Source organism: Streptomyces lanatus, from assembly GCF_014655715.1.
Lineage (GTDB): Bacteria > Actinomycetota > Actinomycetes > Streptomycetales > Streptomycetaceae > Streptomyces > Streptomyces lanatus.
Genome location: NZ_BNBM01000010.1, coordinates 167,766 through 190,766, shown reverse-complemented (window position 1 = coordinate 190,766; position 23,001 = coordinate 167,766). Strand labels below are relative to the sequence as shown.

The 23,001-nt window shown below is 67.4% G+C and carries 17 protein-coding genes; 9 read left to right on the top strand and 8 right to left on the bottom strand.

The genetic code is table 11. The annotated features are described in order from the left end of the window. The first annotated feature begins 258 nt into the window (after positions 1-258). Positions 259-894 carry a phosphoribosylglycinamide formyltransferase gene (purN, locus tag IE325_RS26095; RefSeq protein WP_190072489.1) on the top strand — a complete coding sequence of 212 codons (636 nt, stop codon included), beginning with the start codon at positions 259-261 and terminating at the stop codon, positions 892-894. Continuing rightward, entirely contained in the window at positions 891-2,459 is a 1,569-nt protein-coding gene (gene purH, locus IE325_RS26090) for a bifunctional phosphoribosylaminoimidazolecarboxamide formyltransferase/IMP cyclohydrolase (RefSeq protein WP_190072488.1), read from the top strand. Before purN ends, purH begins: the two co-directional genes overlap by 4 nt. Positions 2,460-2,477: 18 nt before the next feature. On the opposite strand, the gene IE325_RS26085 is transcribed toward purH, so the two are convergent. From IE325_RS26085 to IE325_RS26055, 7 genes are all read right to left on the bottom strand, one after another. Then, positions 2,478-3,041: a M23 family metallopeptidase gene (locus tag IE325_RS26085; RefSeq protein WP_190072487.1), complete on the bottom strand. Its 564-nt coding sequence runs from the start codon at positions 3,039-3,041 to the stop codon at positions 2,478-2,480. An 88-nt stretch (positions 3,042-3,129) separates the two neighbouring features. After that, complete coding sequence (locus tag IE325_RS26080) at positions 3,130-4,485, bottom strand: protein kinase domain-containing protein (protein WP_190072486.1); 1,356 nt, start codon at positions 4,483-4,485, stop codon at positions 3,130-3,132. Further along, positions 4,482-5,213: an FHA domain-containing protein gene (locus IE325_RS26075; RefSeq protein ID WP_190072485.1), complete on the bottom strand. Its 732-nt coding sequence runs from the start codon at positions 5,211-5,213 to the stop codon at positions 4,482-4,484. The genes IE325_RS26080 and IE325_RS26075 overlap by 4 nt, the downstream gene beginning before the upstream one ends. Before the next feature lie 94 nt (positions 5,214-5,307). Then, a complete protein-coding gene (locus IE325_RS26070; RefSeq protein ID WP_190072484.1) occupies positions 5,308-6,993 on the bottom strand; it encodes a protein kinase domain-containing protein in 1,686 nt (561 codons plus the stop codon). Between the two features lie 104 nt (positions 6,994-7,097). Next, on the bottom strand, positions 7,098-7,454 hold the full coding sequence (locus tag IE325_RS26065) for a hypothetical protein (RefSeq protein ID WP_190072483.1): 357 nt from the start codon (positions 7,452-7,454) through the stop codon (positions 7,098-7,100). A 71-nt stretch (positions 7,455-7,525) separates the two neighbouring features. After that, positions 7,526-7,900 (bottom strand): ATP-binding protein, encoded by a 375-nt coding sequence (locus tag IE325_RS26060; RefSeq protein WP_190072482.1) that lies wholly within the window; start codon positions 7,898-7,900, stop codon positions 7,526-7,528. Further along, positions 7,897-8,085: a hypothetical protein gene (locus IE325_RS26055; RefSeq protein ID WP_190072481.1), complete on the bottom strand. Its 189-nt coding sequence runs from the start codon at positions 8,083-8,085 to the stop codon at positions 7,897-7,899. The genes IE325_RS26060 and IE325_RS26055 overlap by 4 nt, the downstream gene beginning before the upstream one ends. A gap of 119 nt (positions 8,086-8,204) precedes the next feature. Here IE325_RS26055 and IE325_RS26050 point away from each other — a divergent pair, with 119 nt between their 5' ends. The 3 genes from IE325_RS26050 (at position 8,205) to IE325_RS26040 (ending at position 9,754) form a co-directional block, all read left to right on the top strand. After that, positions 8,205-9,059, top strand: a complete 855-nt coding sequence (locus IE325_RS26050) for a helix-turn-helix domain-containing protein (protein WP_190072480.1) — start codon at positions 8,205-8,207, stop codon at positions 9,057-9,059. Further along, positions 9,037-9,234: a DUF397 domain-containing protein gene (locus tag IE325_RS26045; RefSeq protein WP_190072479.1), complete on the top strand. Its 198-nt coding sequence runs from the start codon at positions 9,037-9,039 to the stop codon at positions 9,232-9,234. The genes IE325_RS26050 and IE325_RS26045 overlap by 23 nt, the downstream gene beginning before the upstream one ends. A gap of 76 nt (positions 9,235-9,310) precedes the next feature. After that, positions 9,311-9,754 (top strand): peptidoglycan-binding domain-containing protein, encoded by a 444-nt coding sequence (locus tag IE325_RS26040; protein ID WP_190072478.1) that lies wholly within the window; start codon positions 9,311-9,313, stop codon positions 9,752-9,754. 72 nt (positions 9,755-9,826) lie between these two features. Here IE325_RS26040 and IE325_RS26035 read toward each other — a convergent pair whose 3' ends face one another. Continuing rightward, positions 9,827-10,405 carry an ALF repeat-containing protein gene (locus IE325_RS26035; RefSeq protein WP_229912034.1) on the bottom strand — a complete coding sequence of 193 codons (579 nt, stop codon included), beginning with the start codon at positions 10,403-10,405 and terminating at the stop codon, positions 9,827-9,829. Positions 10,406-10,665: 260 nt separating this feature from the next. On the opposite strand from IE325_RS26035, the gene IE325_RS26030 reads away from it, so the two are divergent. The 4 genes from IE325_RS26030 (at position 10,666) to IE325_RS26015 (ending at position 22,937) form a co-directional block, all read left to right on the top strand. Then, positions 10,666-14,484, top strand: a complete 3,819-nt coding sequence (locus tag IE325_RS26030) for a LamG-like jellyroll fold domain-containing protein (protein ID WP_229912033.1) — start codon at positions 10,666-10,668, stop codon at positions 14,482-14,484. A 123-nt stretch (positions 14,485-14,607) separates the two neighbouring features. After that, positions 14,608-21,606, top strand: a complete 6,999-nt coding sequence (locus IE325_RS26025) for a polymorphic toxin-type HINT domain-containing protein (protein WP_190072476.1) — start codon at positions 14,608-14,610, stop codon at positions 21,604-21,606. Between the two features lie 54 nt (positions 21,607-21,660). Further along, on the top strand, positions 21,661-22,317 hold the full coding sequence (locus IE325_RS26020) for a DUF6928 family protein (RefSeq protein ID WP_190072475.1): 657 nt from the start codon (positions 21,661-21,663) through the stop codon (positions 22,315-22,317). A 176-nt stretch (positions 22,318-22,493) separates the two neighbouring features. Continuing rightward, positions 22,494-22,937: a hypothetical protein gene (locus IE325_RS26015; protein ID WP_190072474.1), complete on the top strand. Its 444-nt coding sequence runs from the start codon at positions 22,494-22,496 to the stop codon at positions 22,935-22,937. The last annotated feature ends 64 nt before the right edge of the window (positions 22,938-23,001 follow it).

Below are 23,001 nucleotides of genomic sequence, written 5' to 3'. Positions count from 1 at the left end.
CGTCTTTCCCCTTGGTTGTACGGGCTGGTTGGACGGGCTTGGGCAATGAACTGTCACTTCAAGAACGTGTCGCACAGCAACCGCGTTCCCGAGTCCGCCCGCCCAGACGCTACCTCCCGGCCACGCCCCCGTCCCGTGGGGGCCTTCCGAAGTGCCGGTATCGTTGCTGACGGTCGGCCGCTTCGTAGACTTCCCCGTATCCGGGGGCGCGAAGCATTCGTACGACCATACAAACGCAACCCCGAGAAAGGCCCCGCCGTGGCCGCTAAGCCCGTGGCCCCCATCAAGCGCCTCGTCGTGCTGGTCTCCGGATCCGGCACCAACCTCCAGGCGCTCCTCGACGAGATCGCCGCCGTCGGTGCCGAGGCGTACGGCGCCGAGATCGTGGCCGTGGGCGCCGACCGCGAGCACATCGAGGGGCTGGCGCGGGCCGAGCGCGCCGGGCTGCCGACCTTCGTGCGGAAGGTCAAGGACTACGACAGCCGGGACGAGTGGGACGCCGCCCTCGCCGAGACCGTGTCCGCCCATGAGCCGGACCTCGTCGTCTCCGCGGGGTTCATGAAGATCGTCGGGAAGGAATTCCTGTCCCGGTTCGGCGGGCGGTTCGTGAACACCCACCCCGCCCTGCTCCCCAGTTTTCCCGGCGCCCATGGCGTCCGTGACGCCCTCGCGTACGGCGCCAAGGTCACCGGCTGCACCGTCCACTTCGTTGACGACGGCGTCGACACCGGGCCGATCATCGCGCAGGGCGTGGTCGAGGTCCGGGACGAGGACGACGAGAGCGCTCTGCACGAGCGCATCAAGGAAATCGAGCGAAGGCTGCTCGTGGAAGTCGTGGGGCGGATCGCCCGTAGCGGCTATCGCATTGAGGGACGAAAGGTAGTTATCCAGTGACCGCCGAGAGCAACGCCAAGCGGGCCATCCGCCGTGCGCTTGTCAGCGTCTACGACAAGACCGGACTGGAGGAGCTGGCCCGCGGGCTGCACGAAGCCGGTGTGGAACTCGTCTCCACCGGCTCCACGGCCGGCCGTATCGCCGCCGCCGGCGTCCCCGTCACCAAGGTCGAGGAGCTCACCGGCTTCCCCGAGTGCCTGGACGGCCGCGTGAAGACGCTGCACCCGCGCGTGCACGCCGGAATCCTCGCCGACCTGCGGCTCCCCGACCACCAGCGCCAGCTGGAAGAGCTCGGTGTCGAGCCCTTCGACCTCGTCGTCGTCAACCTCTACCCGTTCCGCGAGACCGTCGCCTCCGGCGCCACCCCCGACGAGTGCGTGGAGCAGATCGACATCGGCGGCCCGTCCATGGTGCGCGCCGCCGCCAAGAACCACCCGTCCGTGGCGGTCGTCACCAGCCCGGCCCGTTACGCCGATGTCCTCGGGGCGGTCCGCGACGGCGGCTTCGACCTCACCACCCGCAAGCGGCTCGCGGCGGAGGCCTTCCAGCACACGGCGGCGTACGACGTGGCGGTCGCCAGCTGGTTCGCGAGTTCGTACGCCCCGGTCGACGACTCCCAGTTCCCCGACTTCCTCGGCGCCACCTGGGAGCGCGAGAACACCCTCCGCTACGGCGAGAACCCGCACCAGCCCGCCGCGCTCTACGTCGACGGCAGCGGGAGCGGTCTCGCGCAGGCCGAGCAGCTGCACGGCAAGGAGATGTCGTACAACAACTACACGGACACGGACGCCGCCCGCCGTGCCGCGTACGACCACGACGGGCCGGCCGTCGCGATCATCAAGCACGCCAACCCCTGCGGCATCGCGACCGGCGCGGACGTCGCCGAGGCGCACCGCAAGGCACACGCGTGTGACCCGCTGTCGGCGTTCGGCGGTGTGATCGCCGTGAACCGGCCGGTCAGCAAGGAGATGGCGGAGCAGGTCGCCGAGATCTTCACCGAGGTCATCGTCGCGCCGGACTACGAGGACGGCGCGCTGGAGGCCCTGGCCAAGAAGAAGAACATCCGCGTCCTCAAGGCGCCCGCCGCGCCCGCCAACCCCGTCGAGATCAAGCCCATCGACGGCGGCGCCCTCCTCCAGGTCACCGACCGCCTCCAGGCCGACGGCGACGACCCCGCCAACTGGACCCTGGCGACCGGCGAGGCGCTCTCCGCCGAGGAGCTGGCCGAGCTCGCCTTCGCCTGGAAGGCCTGCCGGGCCGTCAAGTCCAACGCGATCCTGCTCGCCAAGGACGGCGCCTCGGTGGGCGTCGGCATGGGCCAGGTCAACCGGGTCGACTCCTGCAAGCTCGCCGTGGAGCGGGCCGGCGAGGAGCGCGCGCGGGGCTCGTACGTCGCCTCGGACGCCTTCTTCCCGTTCCCGGACAACATCGACGTCCTGAGCGAGGCCGGGGTCAAGGCGATCGTCCAGCCCGGCGGTTCGGTCCGTGACGAGCTGGTGGTCGAGGCGGCGAAGAAGGCCGGCGTGACGATGTACTTCACCGGGACGCGGCACTTCTTCCACTGACACTGATGACACCGAGCCTCAGCAGTTCTTGCTCTTGACGTCCTTCCAGGTCTGACCCGAGCCCGTGTACTTCTTGCCGTTGAAGTGCACGGGCTTTCGGTCGCTCTGGCCGGGGACGCCGTTCGCCTTGTACCGCTGCTCGTAGTGCAGATGCGCCCAGTCGCCGCTGTTGCTGCCGGTGGCGCCGATGTGGCCGATCAGGGTCTTGGCGGTGACGCGGTCGCCCTTCTGGACGTACTTGTCGTGCTTCTCCTTGAGGTGGTAGTACGCCGTGTACCAGCCGCCGCCGTGGCCGATGACGATGACGTTCCCGGCTCCCCGGTCCCAGAAGGTCTGGGCGACCTTGCCCTTGTAGCCCGGGTAGACCGAACGGCCGCTGGACCCGGGGTTGTTCTTCACCACCATGTCCACCGCAGGGCTGTGGCCCCAGGTGTCGATGCGCCAGTGCGTGTCGCACTTGAACGGCATCTGGAACCGGGGCTTTGCGGCCGCCGCAACGTCGTCCCCCGAGGCGTACGACGTTCCTGTGCCGAGGCTGACCCCGATCGCCAGCGCGGTGGCCGCGAACGCACGTGTCTTCATGATGGATTCCCCCGTGTGCTGTTCGTATACGGACACATCGAGCATCCGCCTGACCACGAGGCACGGGAACCTCTCAACTTGTAGGGCGTCAGCAGTCCGGCACCCAGTTGTGGGAGCGGACGGGCAGGCCGGCGTCGGAGAAGTCGACCGTCTTGTTGGCCTGGATGCAGCCGATCGGTTTCCGCTTGCCGGTGTTGGCGAAGAGCTGGACGTCGTCGAGTGGATCGCCGTCGTAGCCGTTGTTGAAGGCGGACTTCGGCGTCGTGCCCTTCGCCCAGTCGCAGGTGATGATCCCGCCGAGCCAGTCGTCGTCGTACTCGTACCACGCACACATCTCGCCCTGTCCGCCCGCCTCCGTGAAGAAGCAGACGTCACCGCGGTCGCAGCGGGCGTACCCCTGGGGCGCGGGTTCGCGCAGGGCGAGGACGCCCGCCGTGGCCAGCGCCCCGGCCGCGACGGCGGCGAGGGAGCCGAGGGCGACCGGATGCGGGCCGCGCCGAGGCTTCAGGCGGGGGAGCCGGGGTGAGCGGGTCTTGCCCGCCGCCTTCTCGACGCGGCGCAGCAGGGACCGGGCCGTGTGCGGGGCGCGGGCCGTGTGGGTCGGGGCGAGGCAGTCGGTGAGGATCTGGCGCCAGGGGGCCGGGAGTCCGGGTGAGAGGCGCAGGTCCGCGCGGCCGTCGGCGTAGCGCAGTGCCGCGTCCCGGCGGGCGCCGACCGTGGCGCCGGGCAGGGGTGGGGCGCCGGTCAGGACGAGGTGGGCGAGGACCCCGAAGGCCCAGATGTCGGCGGTGGGCCGGATGCAGTGGCCCTGCTCGCCGACCTCGGCCCACAGCAGTTCCGGCGGGGAGTAGTCGGTGCTCGCGAACGCGGGTGCGTAGGCGTGGGTGCCCTGCAGTTCGGAGGCCATGTTGAAGTCGGCGAGCCGGACCGAACCGTCCGCCATCAGCAGGACGTTGGCCGGTTTGAGGTCGCCGTGGATCCACCCGGCGTGATGGAGATGGGCGATGCCCTCGCAGATCTGAGCCAGAAGCGAGGGTCCGCCCGGTACCGCTGCGGCCCGCCGCCCGCCCTGCCGTTCCAGCAGCTGCTCCAGGGATCCCTCGGCACGCTCCAGTACGAGGACGGTGGCGCCGTCGAGGTGGGGACGGTCCGGGTCGTCCACGGTGAGGGTGTCGTACATGCGGATGAGGCGCGGGCGTCGCAGGCGGCGCAGCAACTCGGTCTCGCGTCGGCAGAGTTCCTGGAGGTGGCGGAGCTGGCGCGGGGTGCGGGTGCCGGTCGGCAGGAACTTCAGGGCGGCCTCCGCGGGAGAACCCCCCACCCGCCGCGCGGCGTACACGCTCGCGAAGGAGCCGCAGGCGAGGGGCTCGCGCACCTCCCAGTCGCCGACCCGGTACCCCTTCGGCACGGCGACGGTGAACGGCGTGGCGGCGTCCGCGGTCATCGCCCGGCACCTTCCTTCAGCAGCGCCAGGTCGTCCTCGCGCACCAGGTCGAAGCGCAGGGCGAGCGAGACGAGCCGTTCCTTGCGGCCGTTGAGGCGGGTGGCGCCGTCGGCGGCCACGGTGTCCGGGGCAGGCTTCAGGCGCAGCTTGACCGACAGGTAGTCGATGTTCCACTGCACCGAAGTGCACGACACAGACGCCCAGTTGGGGCGCAGCATGGCCGTCAGTTCCTCGGCGGTGGGCAGCGGGGCGTGCGGTTCGCCGCGCAGCCGGGTGGCGCACAGGGCGACCAGGACCTGGAAGTACCGCTTGTCCCGGTCGAGCGGGAACGCCGACGCGGTGGGCGGACCGGCCAGCGGGCCCGGCCGCTCGGCGTAGTCGTGACGCGGCGCCCATACGTCGAAGCTGATCAGGTCGCCCCCGGCGGGCAGCACGACCCGCGAGAACTCGAACGGAATCGGCGCGTCGAGCCGCCCCGGCGCGACCTTGACGTGCTCGCCGGCGCCTTCCGGGTTCTCCACGACGTACGTCTGTGTGCCGCTGAGGTTGCTGAGGGTCCAGTGCGCCTCTACGGCGGTGATCTGTCCGGCGTCGCGGGAGACGCCGTCGTGGGTGATGGTCAGGCCGCTGTGGTCATGGCGGCCGAAGGACAGGGTCTCGCCGGGCGCGAGATGGAACTGGTCACCCGGACAGGAGCCGCCGCCGGGCACGACGATGATGCTGTGCATGTGTGTCATTCCTCCCCCGTGGACGAACTAGCCGCAGGCTAGGAGGAATCGGGGCGGGCCCCGGGCACATTGCGCGAGAACGCAAGGAGGTCCGCTACTTCGCCCGGCGCAGCGCCGTCCACGTCATGGGCCCCACCTGGCCGTCCACCTCAAGCCCCTTCGCCCGCTGGAACTTCTTCACGGCCGTCTCCGTGGCCTCGCCGAACTGCCCGTCCACGCCCGAGGCGCCGACGCCGAAGCCGCGCTTGGTGAGCATGCACTGCACCTGGACGACGCGCTGGCCCCTGTCGCCGCGGACGGTGAGTTCGTTGCCGGAGTAGTAGGTGCACTGGGAGATCCAGGGCGGGGTGGTCTTGGTGGGCGTGGGGGTCGGGGTGGGCGTGGGCGAGGCCGTAGGGGTGGGGGTGGGCGTCGGTGTCGGTGTCGGGGTAGGAGTCGGGTCCGAGGTCTGGGTCGGCGGCTTGGTGTCCGACGCGCTGGGGGAGGGCTCCTTCTCCTTCTTGCTGGAGGTGGGCGAGGGCGAGGGTGAGGAAGGCGCGTCGTCGGTGCCGTTGTCGCCGCTGCTCGCGGATGCCGTGGGCGTCGCCGAGGCCGTCTCGTCCAGCGGCGGGCGGGTGAGGAAGAAGGCACCCGCGGCGACGGTGCACACGGCGAGACCGGCGGCGACGGCGAGGTAGACCTTCCGCCTGCTACGGACCGGCACGGGGGCCGTGACCGGGGCCGGCGTCGGCTGCTGCCAGGACGGCGGTGCGGGCGGCGTGAACGCCGGACCGGAGGGCGCGGGCGGCGCGGGCGCCACCGCGCGCAGCTGGACGGTCTCCTGGACGGCGACCTGTTCCAGCGCGTCGCAGGCCTGGCGCCGGGTGAGCAGATACGCCCCCAGCGGCTCGTGCCAGGTCACCGCCTGCCCTTGGCGGTATCCGGCGGCCGTGGCGGCCTCCAGGAGCTGTCGCGGGGTGGGCCGCCCGGCGGGGTCCTTGGACAGGCAGGCCCCGAGCAGCGAGGCCAACGCCTGGTCCATGGCCGCGAGTTCGGCCATGATCTCCTGCTTGGGCTCCTCGAAGGCGACCCGGTGCATCACATCGACGCCCGTGCCGTCGCCGAACGGGGCGTGCCCTGTGGCCGCGTAGATCAGGCTCCCGGCGAGCGAGAAGACGTCGGAGGCGGTGTCGCAGGTGCCCTCGCGCAGATACTCGGGCGCCATGTAGGCGGGCGTGCCGACGCGGCTGCCGGTCGAGGTGATCGCGCTGCCGTCGGCGGCCTGGGCGATGCCGAAGTCGATGACGTGCACGCCCTGGAGGGACAGGATCACGTTGGACGGCTTGAGATCGCGGTGTACGACATCGGCGGCGGCCAGCGCGGACAGGGCCTGCCCCAGTTCGGCGACCAGCCGCCACACCCCGGCGCGCTCCAGCCTGCCGCACTCGCGGACCGCCTCGGCGAGGTTCAGCCCCGGCAGGTACTGCGTCGCCATCCACAGCAGCGAGTCGTCGAACCCGGTGCCGAGCAGATCCGGCGTACGCGGCGTGTGCACCCTGCCGTGCACCGACGCCTCCCGCTCGAAGCGCCGCCGGAAACGGGCGTCCTCGGCGTACTCGGGCCGGATCACCTTGACGGCCGCGAGACCCCGGCTGCCGTCGGCGGGGCGGGCGAGATAGACGTGGCCCATACCGCCGCTGCCGAGGAGGCCGAGCGGGGCGTACGGTCCCATACGCCCAGGATCACTCGGCCTCAGCGGTTGCGCACCGGCCTGCCGCAGGACGGCGTCAGCGTCTGTCATCGATCCCCCGAGGGCAGCTCTTCCCAACGGTCGCTTGAGTCACGACGGTTGGAGCGAGGCTATCGCGTGGGCCTGGGGGAGCTGCCCGAGGCTGGTGGGACCGTTCAGGTGTTCTTCGGGTACACGGTGTGCGCGTCACAGTCGGCACATGACTTGACCAGCGCCTTGTCGAACTTGCCGTGAGGGCTGTTGAGGGTGACCTGGTGCTTGTCGTGGTGCCAGTCTCCCCAGCCGTTCCCGTGGACCCGCACCCATACGTGGCCCTGGCAGCCGGTGTTGTACTTGATGCCGGTGGCCTTGACGGTGCTGAGGTCGAGAGAGTAGACGGACCCGCACGAGCGGGTGAACATGAGCCATCCCTTCTCCTTTTCGAGGATCGAGTCCGCGGCGGAGGCGGGGGTGGTGGCGAGCATGAAAGCCGCGGCGATCGTGCCGAGGACGGTGAAGGTGCGCTTGCCCATGAGGGTTCCTCCCGTTGTCGAAGCAGTCAGCAGTGTCGGACGGCCGGGGGCCACGCGGTACCTCGAACGTTTCAGGGTCCGGACAGCTCGCACCACACCGTCTTGCCCGCCGGCGTCAGCCACACCCCCCAGCGCCGCGCCACCGCGTCGAGCAGCAGCAGGCCGCGGCCGCTCTCGTCGTCGGCGTCGGGCCTACGGGCGATCAGCCAGGCGTGCGGGTCGGGATCGGTGACCTCCAGTCGGATACGGCCGTCCGGGGTGCGGAAGAGGCGGACGGTGACCGGGGTGGCCTCGCCGACGTGGGCGATGACATTGGTCAGTAACTCGCTCGCGCACAGCTGCGCCTCGGGGCACGGCGTGCCCAAGTAGTCGCGCACCGCCTGACGTACCTCCGGTACGGCCTTGGGGAGCGCGAGCAGTTCCAGGACGAGGGCTGGTCGACTCACCGTTCGGCCGCCCTGCGGAGCGCGTCGGTCAGCGCCTCGGCCGTGGCGAGATTGCAGTTCCCGAGCGCGATGAGGGGGCGTGCGGGCAGCGCGGTGCAGGAGGGCAGGTCGACACCGAGGGAGGGGAGGGTGATGCCGTTCGCTGCGAGGGCGGTGCGGAGTTCTTCGAGGTGGGTGTCGGGCATGGGGGGGGGAGCCTCCGTGTGCGGTGTGTGAGGAATCGCTCACAGAGTGACGTTGAGTTGCGTACCGTGAAAGGGGTTTCGGCTGTGCATGAGCAAGTGAGAAACGGCGGTGGTGGGTTGTGCCCGCGAAGAAGGACCCGGACGCGTCGACGAGTGTTCCCTGCTTCTACGGCGCCGAGTTGCGCTGGAAGAGGGAGCAAGCGGGGCTGACGCTGGAGCAGTTGGTGGAGGGAAGCTTCCGGGGGATCTCGTTCCTGAGTCAGATCGAGCGGGGTGAGCGCGGGATGCCGCTGGACTTCGCCCGGCATGCGGATGAGCGGCTGGGGACGGACGGGTTTTTCCAGCGGCGGTGTGAAGACGCGGCCAAGGCGCGGCGGGCGGGGCACGACTGGTACTCCGCAGACATTCCGGATCTGGAGAAGCAGGCGCAGACACTGGAAGAGTGGGCGCCCGTGAACGTCCCGGGGCTTCTGCAGACCGCAGCGTACTTCCGAGGACAGATTCAGTACGGGGATCCGGAGACGCAGCAGGAGGAGATCGAACAGCGTATCCGCGCACGGTTGGCACGTGCGGAGTTGTGGAAACGCGAGGACCGGCCCACCTACTGGGGGATCCTGAGCGAGTCGGTCATCCGGAGAACGCCGCTTCCCCCGGCGGTGCTGGCCGACCAGGTGGAGCACATCCTCAACGTGATCCGGTCCACACGGAGCGTTCTTCAGATCGTTCCGGAAACAACCCCCTGGCACACGCTCAGGAATGGCATGGCCAAGATCATGACCTTCGCCGACGCCCCACCGCTGGTGTACACCGAGGGTGATTTCACCGGGCAGATCGTCGACTATCCGGCCCGAGTGCAGCAGTACCGTCGTAGATACGATTTGCTGAGGGCCGTCGCGCTGTCACCCGAGGCGTCCCTGGCCTTGATGGACGAGCTGGCAAGGACCTACAGAGATGAAGCGCAGCAAGGGGATTGACCTGGACTCCGCCGCCTGGCGCAGGAGCAGTTACAGCAACTCCCAGGCTGGCGAGTGCGTCGAAGTAGCCCACCTCCCCGGCGCTGCCGTCCCCGTCCGAGACTCCAAAAACCCCGACGGCCCCGCCCTCCTGTTCCCCACCCCCGCATGGGACGCCTTCATCCGGTCCCTATAACTGTCGAGGTACCGCTGCCGCGCCCGCCCCCTAAGACTCATCGGCGTAACGACCCACGAGTCAAAGGGGGAAGCACATGCGCTCGCGCATCCTGGCACGGACCCTCGTCAGTGCCGTCACCGTCCTCGGTATCGCCGCAGGGACCGCCGGTACCAGCATCGCCGCGTCCGAGCCGGTCGCGAAGCCGGCGGGTTCCGGGGAGATCAGCCTGCTCGCGACGCAGAACTTCGGCCTGAGCTCCGCGCAGGCGAAGAACGTCCAGCGCTGGCTGAAGGAGCACTGGAACTACAACGCCGGTATCGACGGCCAGCTCGGCACCAACAGCTGGAAGGCGTACCAGCGTTGCCTCCAGAAGTACTGGGGGTACGAGGGCAACATCGACGGTGACCCCGGGACCGGCACGGTGAAGGCGCTGCAGAGGCAGCTGAAGGCGACCAGCGGCTACGACGGCGAGATCGACGGTGACGCCGGACCCAAGACCCGGGCCGCATTCAAGCGGTTCGCCGACGCGCACGCGTAATGCGCGTGAGCTGACCGCAGCCGAGTGGCGCGTCCCTGGGGGGAGTCGCGTCACTCGGCTGTCGGTCAGCCGTCACACCTCGTACTGCCCCACCTCGATGAAGTACCGCAGTTCCTCCGGCGTCCCGTCGATCACGGCCTCCGCTGCGGCCCGCAGCGCCTCGCTGATCGTCGGGTCGGCGAGGATGCGGGCCACGCGTACGCGGTCGTCCTCGGCGACGGCGAGGCGGTAGCCGGTCTCCAGGAAGGCGCGCAGGGCTTCCGGGGTGTCGGCGTCGAGGGTCTCGTTCACCTCTCGGATGACCGCCTTGTCGGTCTTCGGGTCGGCCGTGGCGAGGATGCGGAAGATACGGACGCGGTCGTCCTCGGCGACGGCGAGGCGGTAGCCGGTCTTCAGGAAGGCACGTAGCGCTTCCGGGGTGTTGGCGTCGAGGGCCTCGTTGGCCTCTCGGATGACCGCCTTGTCGGTCTTCGGATCGGCGGCGGCGAGGATGCGGGCGATCGCGACGCGGAGGTCGTCGTCGGACATGTCAGCCGTCGACGTGGTCGACACGGTGGTCGCGGCCGACGCGGCGACCGCCGGGGTCGTCAGCAGCAGCGCCGGGGCCAGGGCGGTGGCCACGAGGGCCAGGACGACACGGGTGGGTCTCACAGGCGAACCTCTCATCCCAGGTCTATCGGTGTACGTATGTTCCCTTATCTTGCACCGGAGTTCATTGCCGAGAGTAAGCAGTTTTCAACCGCCTGTTGCTGCCTGGGTGTTGCCGGCCGGTGCTGGCGTCCTCGCGATCATCTGCGGAAACCTCGGCCAAGTTCTTGACATGCACAGATATGGCGTAAGTAAAGTGCCTCCACTTTGATCAGCTTGTGACTCCCGGGTGGGGACTTCGTGGAGTCGGGGGAGGCATTGGGATGAGCATGTCTGCGTGGCGTCACAGTGCCGGCAAGGCATTCGCGGCCGCGGTCACGGCGGCGGTCATGGGGGGCGTGCTGCCGTCCACGGCTGCGGCTCACGCCGTAACTGCCGACGCCGCAGCCGCATCGCCCGCTGCGCAGGCTGCAAATGCCATTCCCGCAGAGGCCGAAGCCGCGTCCACGCTTGCTGCCCAGGCCGGGGAGCCGGTGGAGGTGCTGTTCGAGCGCACCGAGTACTCCGAGGTGTTCGCTCAGCCGGACGGCAGTTTCAAGCTGACGCAGTCGACCACGCCGCAGCGGGCCAGGGCATCCGACGGGTCGTGGAAGCAGGTTGATGTCAAGCTGGCCAAGCGGGCCGATGGTCGCATCGCGCCGAAGGGCGCTGTGGTGGACCTTTCCTTCTCCGGCAAGGGCACCGGTGCCGACCTGATCCGGATCGGGGACCGGAACGGCCACGCACTCACCCTGGGATGGGGCCGTTCATTGCCCGAGCCGGTTCTGGAAGGTGACACGGCCACCTACCGCGAGGTGCTTCCTGGTGTTGATCTGCGCCTGACCGCCACGGCGGAGTCCTATCGCGAGGTTCTTGTGGTCAAGACTCCTCAGGCGGCTGCCAGCCCGGAGTTGGACAAGGTGCTCTTCAGCGTCGACAGCGACGGCCTGGAGGTCAGTCCCACCACCAACGGCGGCCTGGTGGCGGCGAACGACGACGGGGTGGAGATATTCACCGGACCGCCCGGTCGGATGTGGGACTCCGCAGGCGAGGTCCAGGCTTCGGGCGCCCAGCCCATGGTTGCGCTCACCGCTGAAGACGAGACTCAGAGTGCGGCCGGGGGAGGGGCCGAGGAGACCGACCCGGCCGCCGGCCCCGGCGACGGCGACGCCTCTGCGGTGATGCCCGTACAGGTTGCCGACGACAGCATCGCCGTCGTGCCGGACACCGAGGTGCTGGAAGGCGACGCGACGGTCTACCCGGTCTACATCGACCCCGCAGTCGGGATCGGGCACACGTACCGCACGGTGCTGTCGTCCGACGGTGACGACTTCTGGATGTTCGACGGGGCCGGGTACGGCATCGGCCGGTGCGGCTACAACTCTCAGGGCGCCTGTACCACCGGCTCCTGGTACACGAACCGGATGTACTTCCAGTTCAACTCCGCCAGTGCCCTGCGCGGCAAGTACGTGATCGACGCGACCTTCCGGGCCTATGAGACATGGTCGTTCGACTGCAATCCGGCGTGGGTGGATCTGGAGCGCACGGATGGGATCTCGTCGGGCAGCAAGTGGCCTGGTCCGGGCGGACCCAAAGCGGACAACAGCTGGGACCAGATGGGTGACCGCTACGTCTCGGCGGGCCGGGGCACCGCGTGCTCTCCGGAGCAGCCGAATGCGTGGATCGAGTTCAACGACAACCCGGACGAGCCGGACGAGAACTTGAAGTCCACGGTGCGGAACTTCGCCGACGGCAAGATCGACAATCTGACGCTGATGCTGAAGGCGAAGGACGAGTCGGATGTCACCGCCTGGAAGCGTTTCGACGACAACGCCGAATTGCAGGTGGACTTCGCCTACCAGCCCGGGGTGCCGACCCGTTATGGCCTGTGGCCGGGCAACCCCGGCGGCGACCCGGACGATGTGCAGTGCGCCACCTCGTCATCGAATCCCATCATCGTGACCCGGGCTGAGCCATGGGTGCAGGCGTCGGTGCAGACCAAGGTCGAGCACAGCGCGGGAGCATCTGAAGGGTCGCTTCAGGCCGAGTGGGTGATGGAGCGCCGGCAGTCCGACGGCACCTGGGTGGGTAGCTGGACCGATTACAAGCCCGACTCCGGCTGGGACCCCGACGGCACCGTGGAGACGGCGAAGGTCTCACCGAGAACCGACAAGACGCTGTACCGGGTCAAGGCACGTACCCAGTCGCACTGGACCTACGACGGTAAGTCCGGGGACCTGTTCTCCTCCTACACGCCCTGGTGCTACTTCAAGGTCGACCTCGAGCGGCCGAAGCCACCCGTGGTCACCGCCGTGACGGGCGGCATCTACACCCTGTGCGTCACTGAGGACTGCGCCGCGCAGGGAGGGCCCGGCATCAAGGGCACGTTGCATTTCGCGCAGAACGCTGCGGACACCGACGTCGTCAAGTACGAGTGGCTCCTGCCCGGCATGACCAAAACCGACTTCGCCACCGGGGCGAGTGTGGATGAACCGGTCACTCCCTTGGTAGCGGGCCGCCAGACCCTGCAGGTCCGCGGCTGGGACTCGGGCGGCTCAGGCGAATGGGCCTACGTCAAAGTGAAGGTGGCAGCCGGGCAGGGCGCGCTCGGGCGGTGGCACTTCGACGACTCTCCCGCTGGGTCGACGGAAAAGCTCGCACGGGACACCGCGGTCGAAGGCACCCTGCGGCACAACGCGACCATGTACACCGATGGGACCGGGTTTTCCTCGCTGGCCCGCCGCGGCGATGCCGACCAGTCGCTGTGGCTCGACAGCACCGACCCGGCCAAGCAGCAAGGCTACGCAGCCACGTCCACACCGCCGATCAACACCAGCGACTCCTTCACCGTCTCGACGTGGGCGTATCTCACCGACACCTCCGTCAACCGAGTGGTCCTGGCCCAGCCCGGCAGCAACGCCAACGCGTTCGCCCTCTACTACTCGACTGCCTACAACGCCTGGGTGTTCAACCGAACCGACCAGGACAAGGCCAGCCCGGTGTTCATCCGCTCCACGGCCGAGCAGAAACCTCAGCTGAAGGTCTGGACGCACCTGGCCGGCGTATTCAAAACCGAAGGCGATGACGGCCTTCCGGACACCGATCCGACCAACGACACCATTCAGCTCTTCGTCAACGGCCGGCCCCAGGGCCAGCCGGTCAATCTGGCGAGTGCCGCTTCCACCTACCAGCCCTGGTCAGCAACCGGAGGCTTGCAGTGGGCCCGTTCGGTCAAGTCCGGTGTCGGAGGGGAGTTCTTCCGCGGACGGCTCGATGAGACAGCCGTATGGCAGCGGGCGTTGACCGAGCCCGAGATACGCATCGAAGGCGAACTGAAGGAGAACGAGGCCGCCGCCACCGAGCTGATGGCGGGCTGGGACGCCTCCACCTCCACAGGCAGCACGCTGACGGAGACGTCCGGTTACCCCTTTGCCGGAATGGCCCTGGCCGCAGACGCGAAACTCGCAGAGACGCCACAGGTGCTCACGCTCAAGGGCACCGCCACCAGTTACGCCTCCACCAGCGGTCCGGCCATCGACGAGACCGGTTCGTTCACCGTCAGCGCCCTGGCCCGTGTGGACTCGGCCCAGCTGGTCGGCAAGGCAGACGGCCACACCGTGACGGTCGCCAAGCAGAGGATCGGCAATGAGGCCTCCTGGGCCCTGAAACTGGTCAAGCTGGCCGATGACATAGACGGCGACAACAAACCGGAATGTCTGTGGCGCTTCGAACGCACCAGGGTCGATGGAGCCGGCAACAAGGTTTCCACGACACAGGTCTCGGCCATTGCGGTGGCGGTGCTGGACGAACTGGTGCACATCACCGGCGTGTACAACGCCGCGGATCCATTTCCCGACGGCGATGCGACCCGGTTCGGCAAGCTGCACCTGTTCGTCGGCGCGGATGAGCAAGCAGATGACGCCACCGAGCCCAACTTCGCCGATCCACAGCAGGGCACCGGTGAGCTCGCCATCGGCCGCGGTCACACCAACGGGGCGCCCGGCGAGTACCTGCCCGGCGCCGTACAGCAACTGCGGATCTGGGCCGGTGCGATGGAAAGCCGCCAGATCGCCGAGCGGGTTCTCGGCGAAGCGGCCGGCTAGCCGGAGATTCAGGGGCGAACGCCGAGGCCGGCACGTCGCCCACGTCAGCAAGCAGGGCAACGACGCGGATTCAGAGCTGCACCGTGGTGCGGGTCAGACGATGACGATGGGCGGAAAAAGGCCATGAGGGCTGCACACCGAGCAGGGCGGCGACGCTGGATAGGGCGGGCGGCTGCGGTACTGGCGCTGGCCATGGTGCCCAGCCTGCTGGGGCCCACCGAGTTCAAAGCTGAGGCCAAGGACAAGGCGCTCGGCCGGCCCGAACTGCCCGCGCCGCGCGAAGCCGATCTGCGCCCCTTCAAGGCCGAGCCGGACAAGAAGAGCGCTGCGGCCTTGAAGAAGGCGGAGGCCGCCGACAAGGCCGCGGCACGGCGAGCCCGTGAGGAGCAGGCCGCCAGGCCAGTGTGGCCCAAGCCGGGCTCCGCCACGGTGGACGTGCCCGCCACCGGCACGGCCCGTGCCACGGCAGGTTCCCTGCCGGTCACCATCGCAGCCCCCAAGACGAAGCGTGCCAAGGCAGCCGACGAGGTAACCGTCACCGTCCTGGACCGCAAGAAAGCCAAGGCAGTTGGCGTCGACGGGGTGCTGCTCACCGTCACCGGCAACGATACGGGCCGCGTCCAACTGGCCGTGGACTACCGCAAGTTCGCGGTCGGTGGCGCAGACTTCGCCGGTCGGCTCCGCCTGGTCGAACTGCCCGCCTGCGCCCTCACCACGCCCCACAAGCCCACCTGCCGCAAGCAGAGGGAACTGCCCTCCACGAACAACCGTCGTGCTGCCGAGGTGACCGGCGACATCGCACTGCCCAAGCCGACCGCCCCCGCCGCCCCGAGTGCACCGGCGCTTCAGATGACCTTGCTGGCCGTTACCGCGGGCGCCAGCTCCGGTCTGGGCAACTACGAGGCCACTCCGCTCGCGGCATCATCCACGTGGCAGGCCGGCGGCTCCTCCGGCTCGTTCTCCTGGAGCTACCCGCTCACTGTCCCTGCCCCCGCGGCCGGCCCGGCGCCGGATCTGGCCATCTCCTACGACTCCGGCAGCGTGGACGGGCGGACCGCCAACACCAACAACCAAGGCTCCATGGTCGGTGAAGGCTTCGACATCACCTCCTCGTACATCGAGCGCAAATACCACTCCTGTGACGACGACGGTCAGAGCGGCAAGTACGACCTGTGCTGGAAGTACACCAACGCCTCCCTCGTGCTCAACGGCCAAGCCTCGGAACTGGTCAAGGACGACACCAGCGGCGAATGGCGGCTGAAGAACGACGACGCCTCCAAGGTCGAGCACCTGACTGACACCAGCCTCGGCAACGGCGACAGCAGCGGCGAGTACTGGCGCGTGACGACCGGTGACGGCACCGCCTACACCTTTGGCCTGCACAAGCTGCCCGGTGCCCCGACCGGCGAACGTACCAACTCGGTGTGGACCGTGCCCGTCTTCGGCGACGACGAGGACGAGCCCGGCTATTCCGGCGGCACAAGCTTCGCCGACCGGTGGGACATCCAGGCGTGGCGATGGAACCTCGACATGGTCGAGGACACCCACGGCAACGCAATGACCTACTGGTACGCCCAGGAGAAGAACCGGTATGCCAAGAACGGCGTCGACACCCCCGGCACGGAATATGTCCGCGGCGGCTACCTGAAGGAAATCCGCTACGGCCAGCGCGCCGACGCCCTGTTCACCGGCACTCCGGCGGCCTCGAACAAGGTCACCTTCAACGTCGCCGAACGCTGCCTGGCCGCCTCACCCGGCTGCGACACCCTGGACGAGGCGCACCGCACCAACTGGCCCGACGTGCCCTATGACGCCATCTGCAAGGACGGCGACGCCTGCACCGGCCAGTCCAGTCCCACCTTCTTCACCCGCAAGCGACTCACCAGCGTCGACACCTACTTCTGGAACACCAAACTCACCACCGCCGCTTTCGACCAGGTCGACTCCTACCGGCTCAAGCACCTCTACCTCGACCCCGGTGAGGTCGGCGACTCCTCGGACCAGTCGCTGTGGCTGGACGAACTGCAGCGTGTCGGCACCTACGGCACCGACATCACGCTCCCGGCCATGAAGTTCGGCCACCAGATGTTCACCAACCGCGTCGATGGCACGGCAGACAACATCCTGCCGCTGGGCAGGCCACGCCTGTCCACCATCGTCTCCGAGACTGGCCAGCAGACCACCATCAACTATCTGCCGGCCGAGTGCACCGCCGGCATGACCAAACCGGCCGAGGACAACAACACCAAGCGCTGCTACCCGATCTACTGGTCCCCCAACGGCGGCTCCGTCCCTCAGCTCGACTGGTTCCAGAAGTACCCCGTCTCCGACGTCCGCCTTACCTCCGCCTATGGCGGCACCCTGGCCGTCAACCACCACTACGACTACTCCGGCGGCGGCGCCTGGCACTACAACGACGACCCCATGACGCCGCAGAAGGAACGCACATGGTCCATCTGGCGCGGTTATGGAGAGGTCACCCACACCGTCGGCGACGACACCGGACCCAAGTCCAAGGACGTCACCGTCTATCTGCGTGGCATGCACGCCGACAGACAGAAGGACGGCTCCACACGCACGGTCGAGGTCCCGGGGATCAAGGCCGCACCGATCACCGACCTCGATCAGTACGCCGGCTTCACCCGTGAACAGGCCACCTACAACGGTGCCGACGAAATCTCCGGAAAGATCAACGACCCCTGGTCGAAGAAGACCGCCACGCAGCACAAGTCGTACGCCGACACCGAGGCCTACTACGTCCGCACCGAAGCCGGCCACACCCGCACCCGGGTGACCTCCGGTATCAGCGCCACCGACAAAACCCGCACCACCAAGACGACGTACGACGACTACGGCATGCCCGTGACGGTGGAGGACTCCGGCACCGAGGCCTCGGGCGACGAGGTCTGCACCCGCACCTGGTACGCCCGCAACACCACCGCCGGACTTACCGCCCTGGTCTCCCGCCAGCAGGTCGTCGCAAAGAAATGCAGCGTGCCGACCGACCAGCTGGATCTGCCGGCCAACGACGTCCGCCCCGGGGACGTGATCGGCGACACCGCCACCGCCTACGACACGGCCACCTGGTCGGCGGGTCAGGTGCCGACCAAGGGCGCGGTCCGCTGGATCGGCCGCGCCAACGGTTACGACGCCTCTGACAACCCGATCTGGCAGAAGGTCACCCAGACCACGTACGACACCCTCGGGCGCGCAACCGCTGTCTCGAACAACAGCGGCCAAACCACCAGCACCACGTACACACCAGCTGCCGCCGGCCCGTTGACGCAGATGGACGTCACCAACGCCAAGAGCCACAAGACCGTCACGGTCATGGACGCCGGCCGCGGCCTCCCCCTGAAGACCACCGACCCCAACAACAGGATCACTGAACAGGCCTACGACAGCCTCGGCCGACTGACCGAGGTCTGGCTGGCCAACCGCTCCCGCGTCCTGGGCCAGGGCGGCAACTACAAGTTCGGCTACAGCATCTCCAAGACCGCACCCTCGTGGATCTCCACCTCGGTCCTCGGCAAGACCCAGTACAACACCAGCTACGAGATCTACGACGCACTCCAGCGACCACGCCAGACACAGGCGCCATCCCCACGCGGCGGCCGGATCGTCAACGAGACCCTCTACGACGACCGCGGCCTGGCGGTCGAGTCCAACGCGGACCTGTGGGAGAGCGCCACCGCCCCCTCCGGCACGCTGGTCGCAACCGCGGGCGGCTCCGCCCCGCTGCACACTGCCACCAGCTACGACGCGATCGGCCGCCCGACCCAGGTGGTGACCAAGACCTACAGCACCACCCGCTGGACCACGACCACCAGCTACACCGGAGACTCCGTAACCACCACCGCGCCCGCCGGCGGCAAGGCCGTCACCCTCGTGAGCAACCTCCTCGGACAGGTCACCGAGCGCCGCGAGTACCCCAACCCCACACCGACCGGCACACCGGCCGTCACCGCCTTCGCCTACGCTCCCGGCGGCCAGACCAAGACCATCACCGGCCCGGACAACGAGCAGTGGTCCTACGACTACGACCTCCAGGGCCGCCGCATCGCCGCCGACGACCCAGACAGTGGCACGACCACGTCGACCTACACCAGCCTGGACCAACTGGACACGACCACCGACGCCGAGAACAGGAAACTGCTCTACGGCTACGACGACCTCGGCCGTAAAACGGGCCTATGGCAGACGGACAGGACCGACGCCAACAAACTGGCTGCCTGGACCTTTGACACGGTAGCCAATGGCAAGGGCTACCTGGACGCCGCCACCCGCTATGCCGGGGGCGTGGCCGGCAAGGCCTACACCCAGAAGGTCACCTCCTACAACAGCCTCTACCAGCCCCTGTCCACCCAGCTGCAGCTGCCCGCATCCGCCGACGAACCACTCGTCGCCGCCGGCGTGCCGCAGACCCTGAACTTCTCCACGGCCTACAACGTCGACGGCACCATCCAGTACAGCCGGGAACCCGCCGTCGCAGGACTGCCCGCCACCGGCACCCAGACCTACGAGCAGATCGACTACACCTACAACCCCCTGGGCATGCTCAACACGGCCAAGGGCGCCACCGGTTACCTGCTCGGCACCACATACACCCCGGTCGGACTCCTGGAGCAGCAGACTCTCGGCAGTGACTCCGCCGGCAAGAAGGTGTACGTCGCGAATCAGTACGAAGACGGCACTCGCCGCCTGAAAGAGTCGGACGTAACCACCGACACCCACAGCTACATGCTGCAGGACCTCAAGTACACCTACGACGACGCCGGCAACATCACCGCCATCTCCGACGCGGCCACCTGGCAGAGCACCTCCCAGGCCGACCACCAGTGCTTCGCCTACGACGGCCACCGCCGCCTCACTGAAGCCTGGACCCCCAAGACCGCGGACTGCTCCATCACCGGCCGAACCATGTCCAACCTGGGCGGCGCCGCCCCGTACTGGTACAGCTACACCTACAACAGCGCCGGTCAGCGCAAGACCCAGACCCAGCACGGTGCTTCCGGAAACACCGACGTCACCTACACCCACGGCACGACGACCGGACAACCACATCCGCTGACCAAGACCGAGACGACCGTCCCGGGAAGCTCAACACCGACCACCGCTACTTACGCGTATGACAAGGCCGGCAACACCACCACCCGGCCCGGTACCCAAGCCACCCAGACACTGAGCTGGAACAGCGAAGGCAAACTCGCCCAAGCCGACGAGCCCGCCGCCGGCACCAAGCCCGCCACCAAGACGCAGTACGTCTACGGCGCGGACGGAGAGCTTCTGATCCGCCGAGCCGCCACCATCGACGGTGAGACCGTCCTGTATCTCGGCAGCACCGAGGTGAGACTCACCGTCTCCAACAGCGGTGCGAACAAAGCCCTCTCGGGCACCCGCTACTACGCGGGCGGCGCTGTACGAACGGCCGAGGCCGGAACCAGCAGCCTCTCCTTCCAGGCCGGCGACCACCACGGCACCATGAGCCTGACCGTCAAGGACAACACGGCCCAGGCCGCCACCCGCCGCTACCTCAGCCCCTTCGGGGCACCTCGCGGCAGCGAACCGTCCACCTGGCCCGACGACAAGGCATTCCTTGGAATGCCCGCCGACGACACAACCGGACTGACCCACATAGGGGCCCGCGAATACGACCCTGCCACCGGACAGTTCGTCAGCGTCGACCCCGTCCTCGACACCAACAACGCACTGTCGCTCAACGGCTACAGCTACGCCAACAACAGTCCCGTCACACACTCCGACCCGACAGGGCTCTTCTGCGACGGCTGCAGCCTGAACAACCCTGACAGCGTCTGGACAGCGGACAACGGACCGGGCTGCACGCATTACAACTGCTACGACAAAGACGGCAACGTCGAATCCGTGGTCACCGAAAGCAGCTGGTCCAGCAGCAACAACAGCAACAGCAGCAACAAAAGCGGCGCGGGTAGCACAAAGCAGCCCGAGATCGTTCCCGGCGTGGAGATCCCCAGCGAGGAATCCCTCCGCAACCGCGGTTACGACCCGTTCGGCAACCAGACCTACACCCAGCTCCTCGTCCAGTGGGCCGAAAACCTGTGCATGCAGGGACCAGGAAGCCCGGAGTGCGACGCAGCCCACCAACTCGGCTGGATCAGGCCTTCAGGCGACTTCCTCGAACTCATCGGCGTGCGCGATGCCATTCGGTGCGCGAAGGGGAGCGTCAGCGGTTGTGTATGGACGGTGGCCGGACTCCTGCCACTAGGGAAACTCAGCAAAGCGGCAAACCTTATCAAGAAAGGCGACAAGGAGGCCGCCCGAGCGCTGGCCTGCCTCAGACCGAGTAGCTTCCTCCCAGGCACCCAGGTACTCATGGCCGACGGCACCGCCAAAGACATTGAGGACCTGAGAGTCGGTGATGAGGTCCTGGCGACAGATCCCTGGACCGGGAAAACATCACTGCAGAAGGTGACCGCTGAAATCCTCAGCGAGGGCTTCAAAAACCTAGTAAGGATCACTGTTCAGGAAGGGGCGGACGGCAAGGAGACGCTTACCTCCACAGACAACCATCCCTTCTGGGTCGCTAACGCGGGCCAGTGGGTCGACGCTGGTGACCTGAAGGTCGGACAGTGGCTTCGCACCTCAGCCGGCACCCTTGTCCAGATCAAGGCCGTCCAACGCTGGACCCAGAGCGCCCGCGTACACAACTTGACCATCACTGGCCCGCATACGTACCACGTACTCGTGGGGTCCCACCCCGTCCTGGTACACAATGCAGGAAGCGTTGGGGCCTGCCCGGCTACAGGAATTGACCACGGAGGTCTGGGGGCGTTTGCGACGGCGGACAGGCTGGCTGCCGAGGGATACCAAAACATCACAAAAGAGGTGCGATTCCTTGACAGTAATAACGATGTCTTCATCGCTGACTTCATTGCAAGGCGACCGGACGGCGCGTGGGTAGCGATCGAGGTAAAGACCAATACCGGTCCGCTCACGCCCAACCAAGCGACCGGATACCCCGAACTTACGACTACCGGTGCAGTGCTCCAGTCGAGCAAGTTGAAGCCATACGGCTTCAAGAAGGGTGATACGGTCCGGATGGAAACCGTGGAAATCGATCATTGGCTCTGCCCGGACTGCTGATGAGTCGTGTGCCCTGCGGATGTGCGTCGAAGAGATGGCGAGAGAGGTTGACGGATGGGCTCGAAGGTATCGGTACTTGCTTTCGCCCGCCAGGCGCCCCGCGAGATGCTTCACCCCGAACTCGTTGACGATGCACCGTCCTCGCGGCGTCTAGTTGAACGCATCCTGCCGGACCAGGGCATGGAACCAGTGGGGCCGGTGACCCTCGATGAGGCGCTTTGGCCCCTCCCGGGAATTGCTTGCGCTGGCAGTTTCGAGGGCCTAGAGCTCATCACCTCACTGGATCTCCGTGAGCGTCGGCCCAGCGACTTGTCCGAGGGCATACACAGATGGGGAGTCGACCGCAACGCCTTCGCTGTTTTCATGGACAGCATCGTGGGATGGGCGGCCTTCGCGATGTGGGACCGCGGCCGCCTGAGGAGATCTGTGAGTATCTCGCTTGAGGAAGGGGTCATCGAGGATGAAGGCGTGCGATTCGAATTTGAGCATGCTTATTGGAGCCGCCCCGTGGGTGCCGGTCTCGGATTTCATCCAATAGAGCTCGGAAACGAGGCTCTTCGGGAATTCTTTGGATTTGTTCTGGAAGGTCGCTGGGATCAACACTGCATCGATCCGGAGGAGATTTCGGTAACCCAGTACAGTGCCCAGAATGCGGCATATCGTCAAGAACTCATGCGAGAGCGGGCAACTCGGATGATTCGGCGGGTGTGACCCTCAAAATGGCTACTTCAGCTTCCCCAAAGCAGCTGACTGCGCCAGCCGTGTTGCGTGCTGCGACGCAGCTGGGTGTTGTCCCTTCCGGGGCTGACGTATCACGGCGGGGCGAGGTGCGCTGGCAGGCTGAGGGGCTGGCGTACCTCGGGTGGATCTCCAAGGATGCTGCAGGAATGCTGGCCTGGCACCTGAACGTAGGCGACGCCAAGTTTGGCTCGGCGCTGGAGAAATACGGGCGTATGTCTGTTCCTGTTCGCAGCGCTACCAACGAGATGTCATGGCCTCAGGCCGTTGATGACTCGCTGGAAGAGTTCCTCCGGGAGGGGCTGGGGCGAGCGGCGCATTTCGTAGCCGACCGCACCGACCTATGTGAACTGCTTTCTTCATCTGAAGATGTGCACCAGGGTAATCTCTATGCATGGCTTCCTGTAGCCAACTATCCAGCTCGTCTGGTGCAGTCTTTGGTGCTGGCGCGCGATACCGGCTCATCTGCGCTGGAATCCAGGATTCGTGGGCAACTGGCACAAGAACCGATTCGTTTGTCGAACGGAAGGTTCATGGACGTTATGGTCGGCCAAGGGGTGGGCGAGTCGATATTCAAAAGCGCTAGGGTTTGACATTCCGATCTAATCGATCAGGTGGAGAAGGTAGAAGCCGCCCTCGAAGCGGCTCCCGTCTCCT

Bases quoted from the DNA above. Each gene is read 5' to 3' on its own strand.
- IE325_RS26085 (WP_190072487.1), bottom strand. From the start codon at position 3,041: ATGAAGACACGTGCGTTCGCGGCCACCGCGCTGGCGATCGGGGTCAGC.
- IE325_RS26080 (WP_190072486.1), bottom strand. From the start codon at position 4,485: ATGACCGCGGACGCCGCCACGCCGTTCACCGTCGCCGTGCCGAAGGGG.
- IE325_RS26075 (WP_190072485.1), bottom strand. From the start codon at position 5,213: ATGCACAGCATCATCGTCGTGCCCGGCGGCGGCTCCTGTCCGGGTGAC.
- IE325_RS26070 (WP_190072484.1), bottom strand. From the start codon at position 6,993: ATGACAGACGCTGACGCCGTCCTGCGGCAGGCCGGTGCGCAACCGCTG.
- IE325_RS26065 (WP_190072483.1), bottom strand. From the start codon at position 7,454: ATGGGCAAGCGCACCTTCACCGTCCTCGGCACGATCGCCGCGGCTTTC.
- IE325_RS26055 (WP_190072481.1), bottom strand. From the start codon at position 8,085: ATGCCCGACACCCACCTCGAAGAACTCCGCACCGCCCTCGCAGCGAAC.
- IE325_RS26045 (WP_190072479.1), top strand. From the start codon at position 9,037: ATGAAGCGCAGCAAGGGGATTGACCTGGACTCCGCCGCCTGGCGCAGG.
- IE325_RS26040 (WP_190072478.1), top strand. From the start codon at position 9,311: ATGCGCTCGCGCATCCTGGCACGGACCCTCGTCAGTGCCGTCACCGTC.
- IE325_RS26030 (WP_229912033.1), top strand. From the start codon at position 10,666: ATGAGCATGTCTGCGTGGCGTCACAGTGCCGGCAAGGCATTCGCGGCC.
- IE325_RS26025 (WP_190072476.1), top strand. From the start codon at position 14,608: ATGAGGGCTGCACACCGAGCAGGGCGGCGACGCTGGATAGGGCGGGCG.
- IE325_RS26020 (WP_190072475.1), top strand. From the start codon at position 21,661: ATGGGCTCGAAGGTATCGGTACTTGCTTTCGCCCGCCAGGCGCCCCGC.
- IE325_RS26015 (WP_190072474.1), top strand. From the start codon at position 22,494: ATGCTGGCCTGGCACCTGAACGTAGGCGACGCCAAGTTTGGCTCGGCG.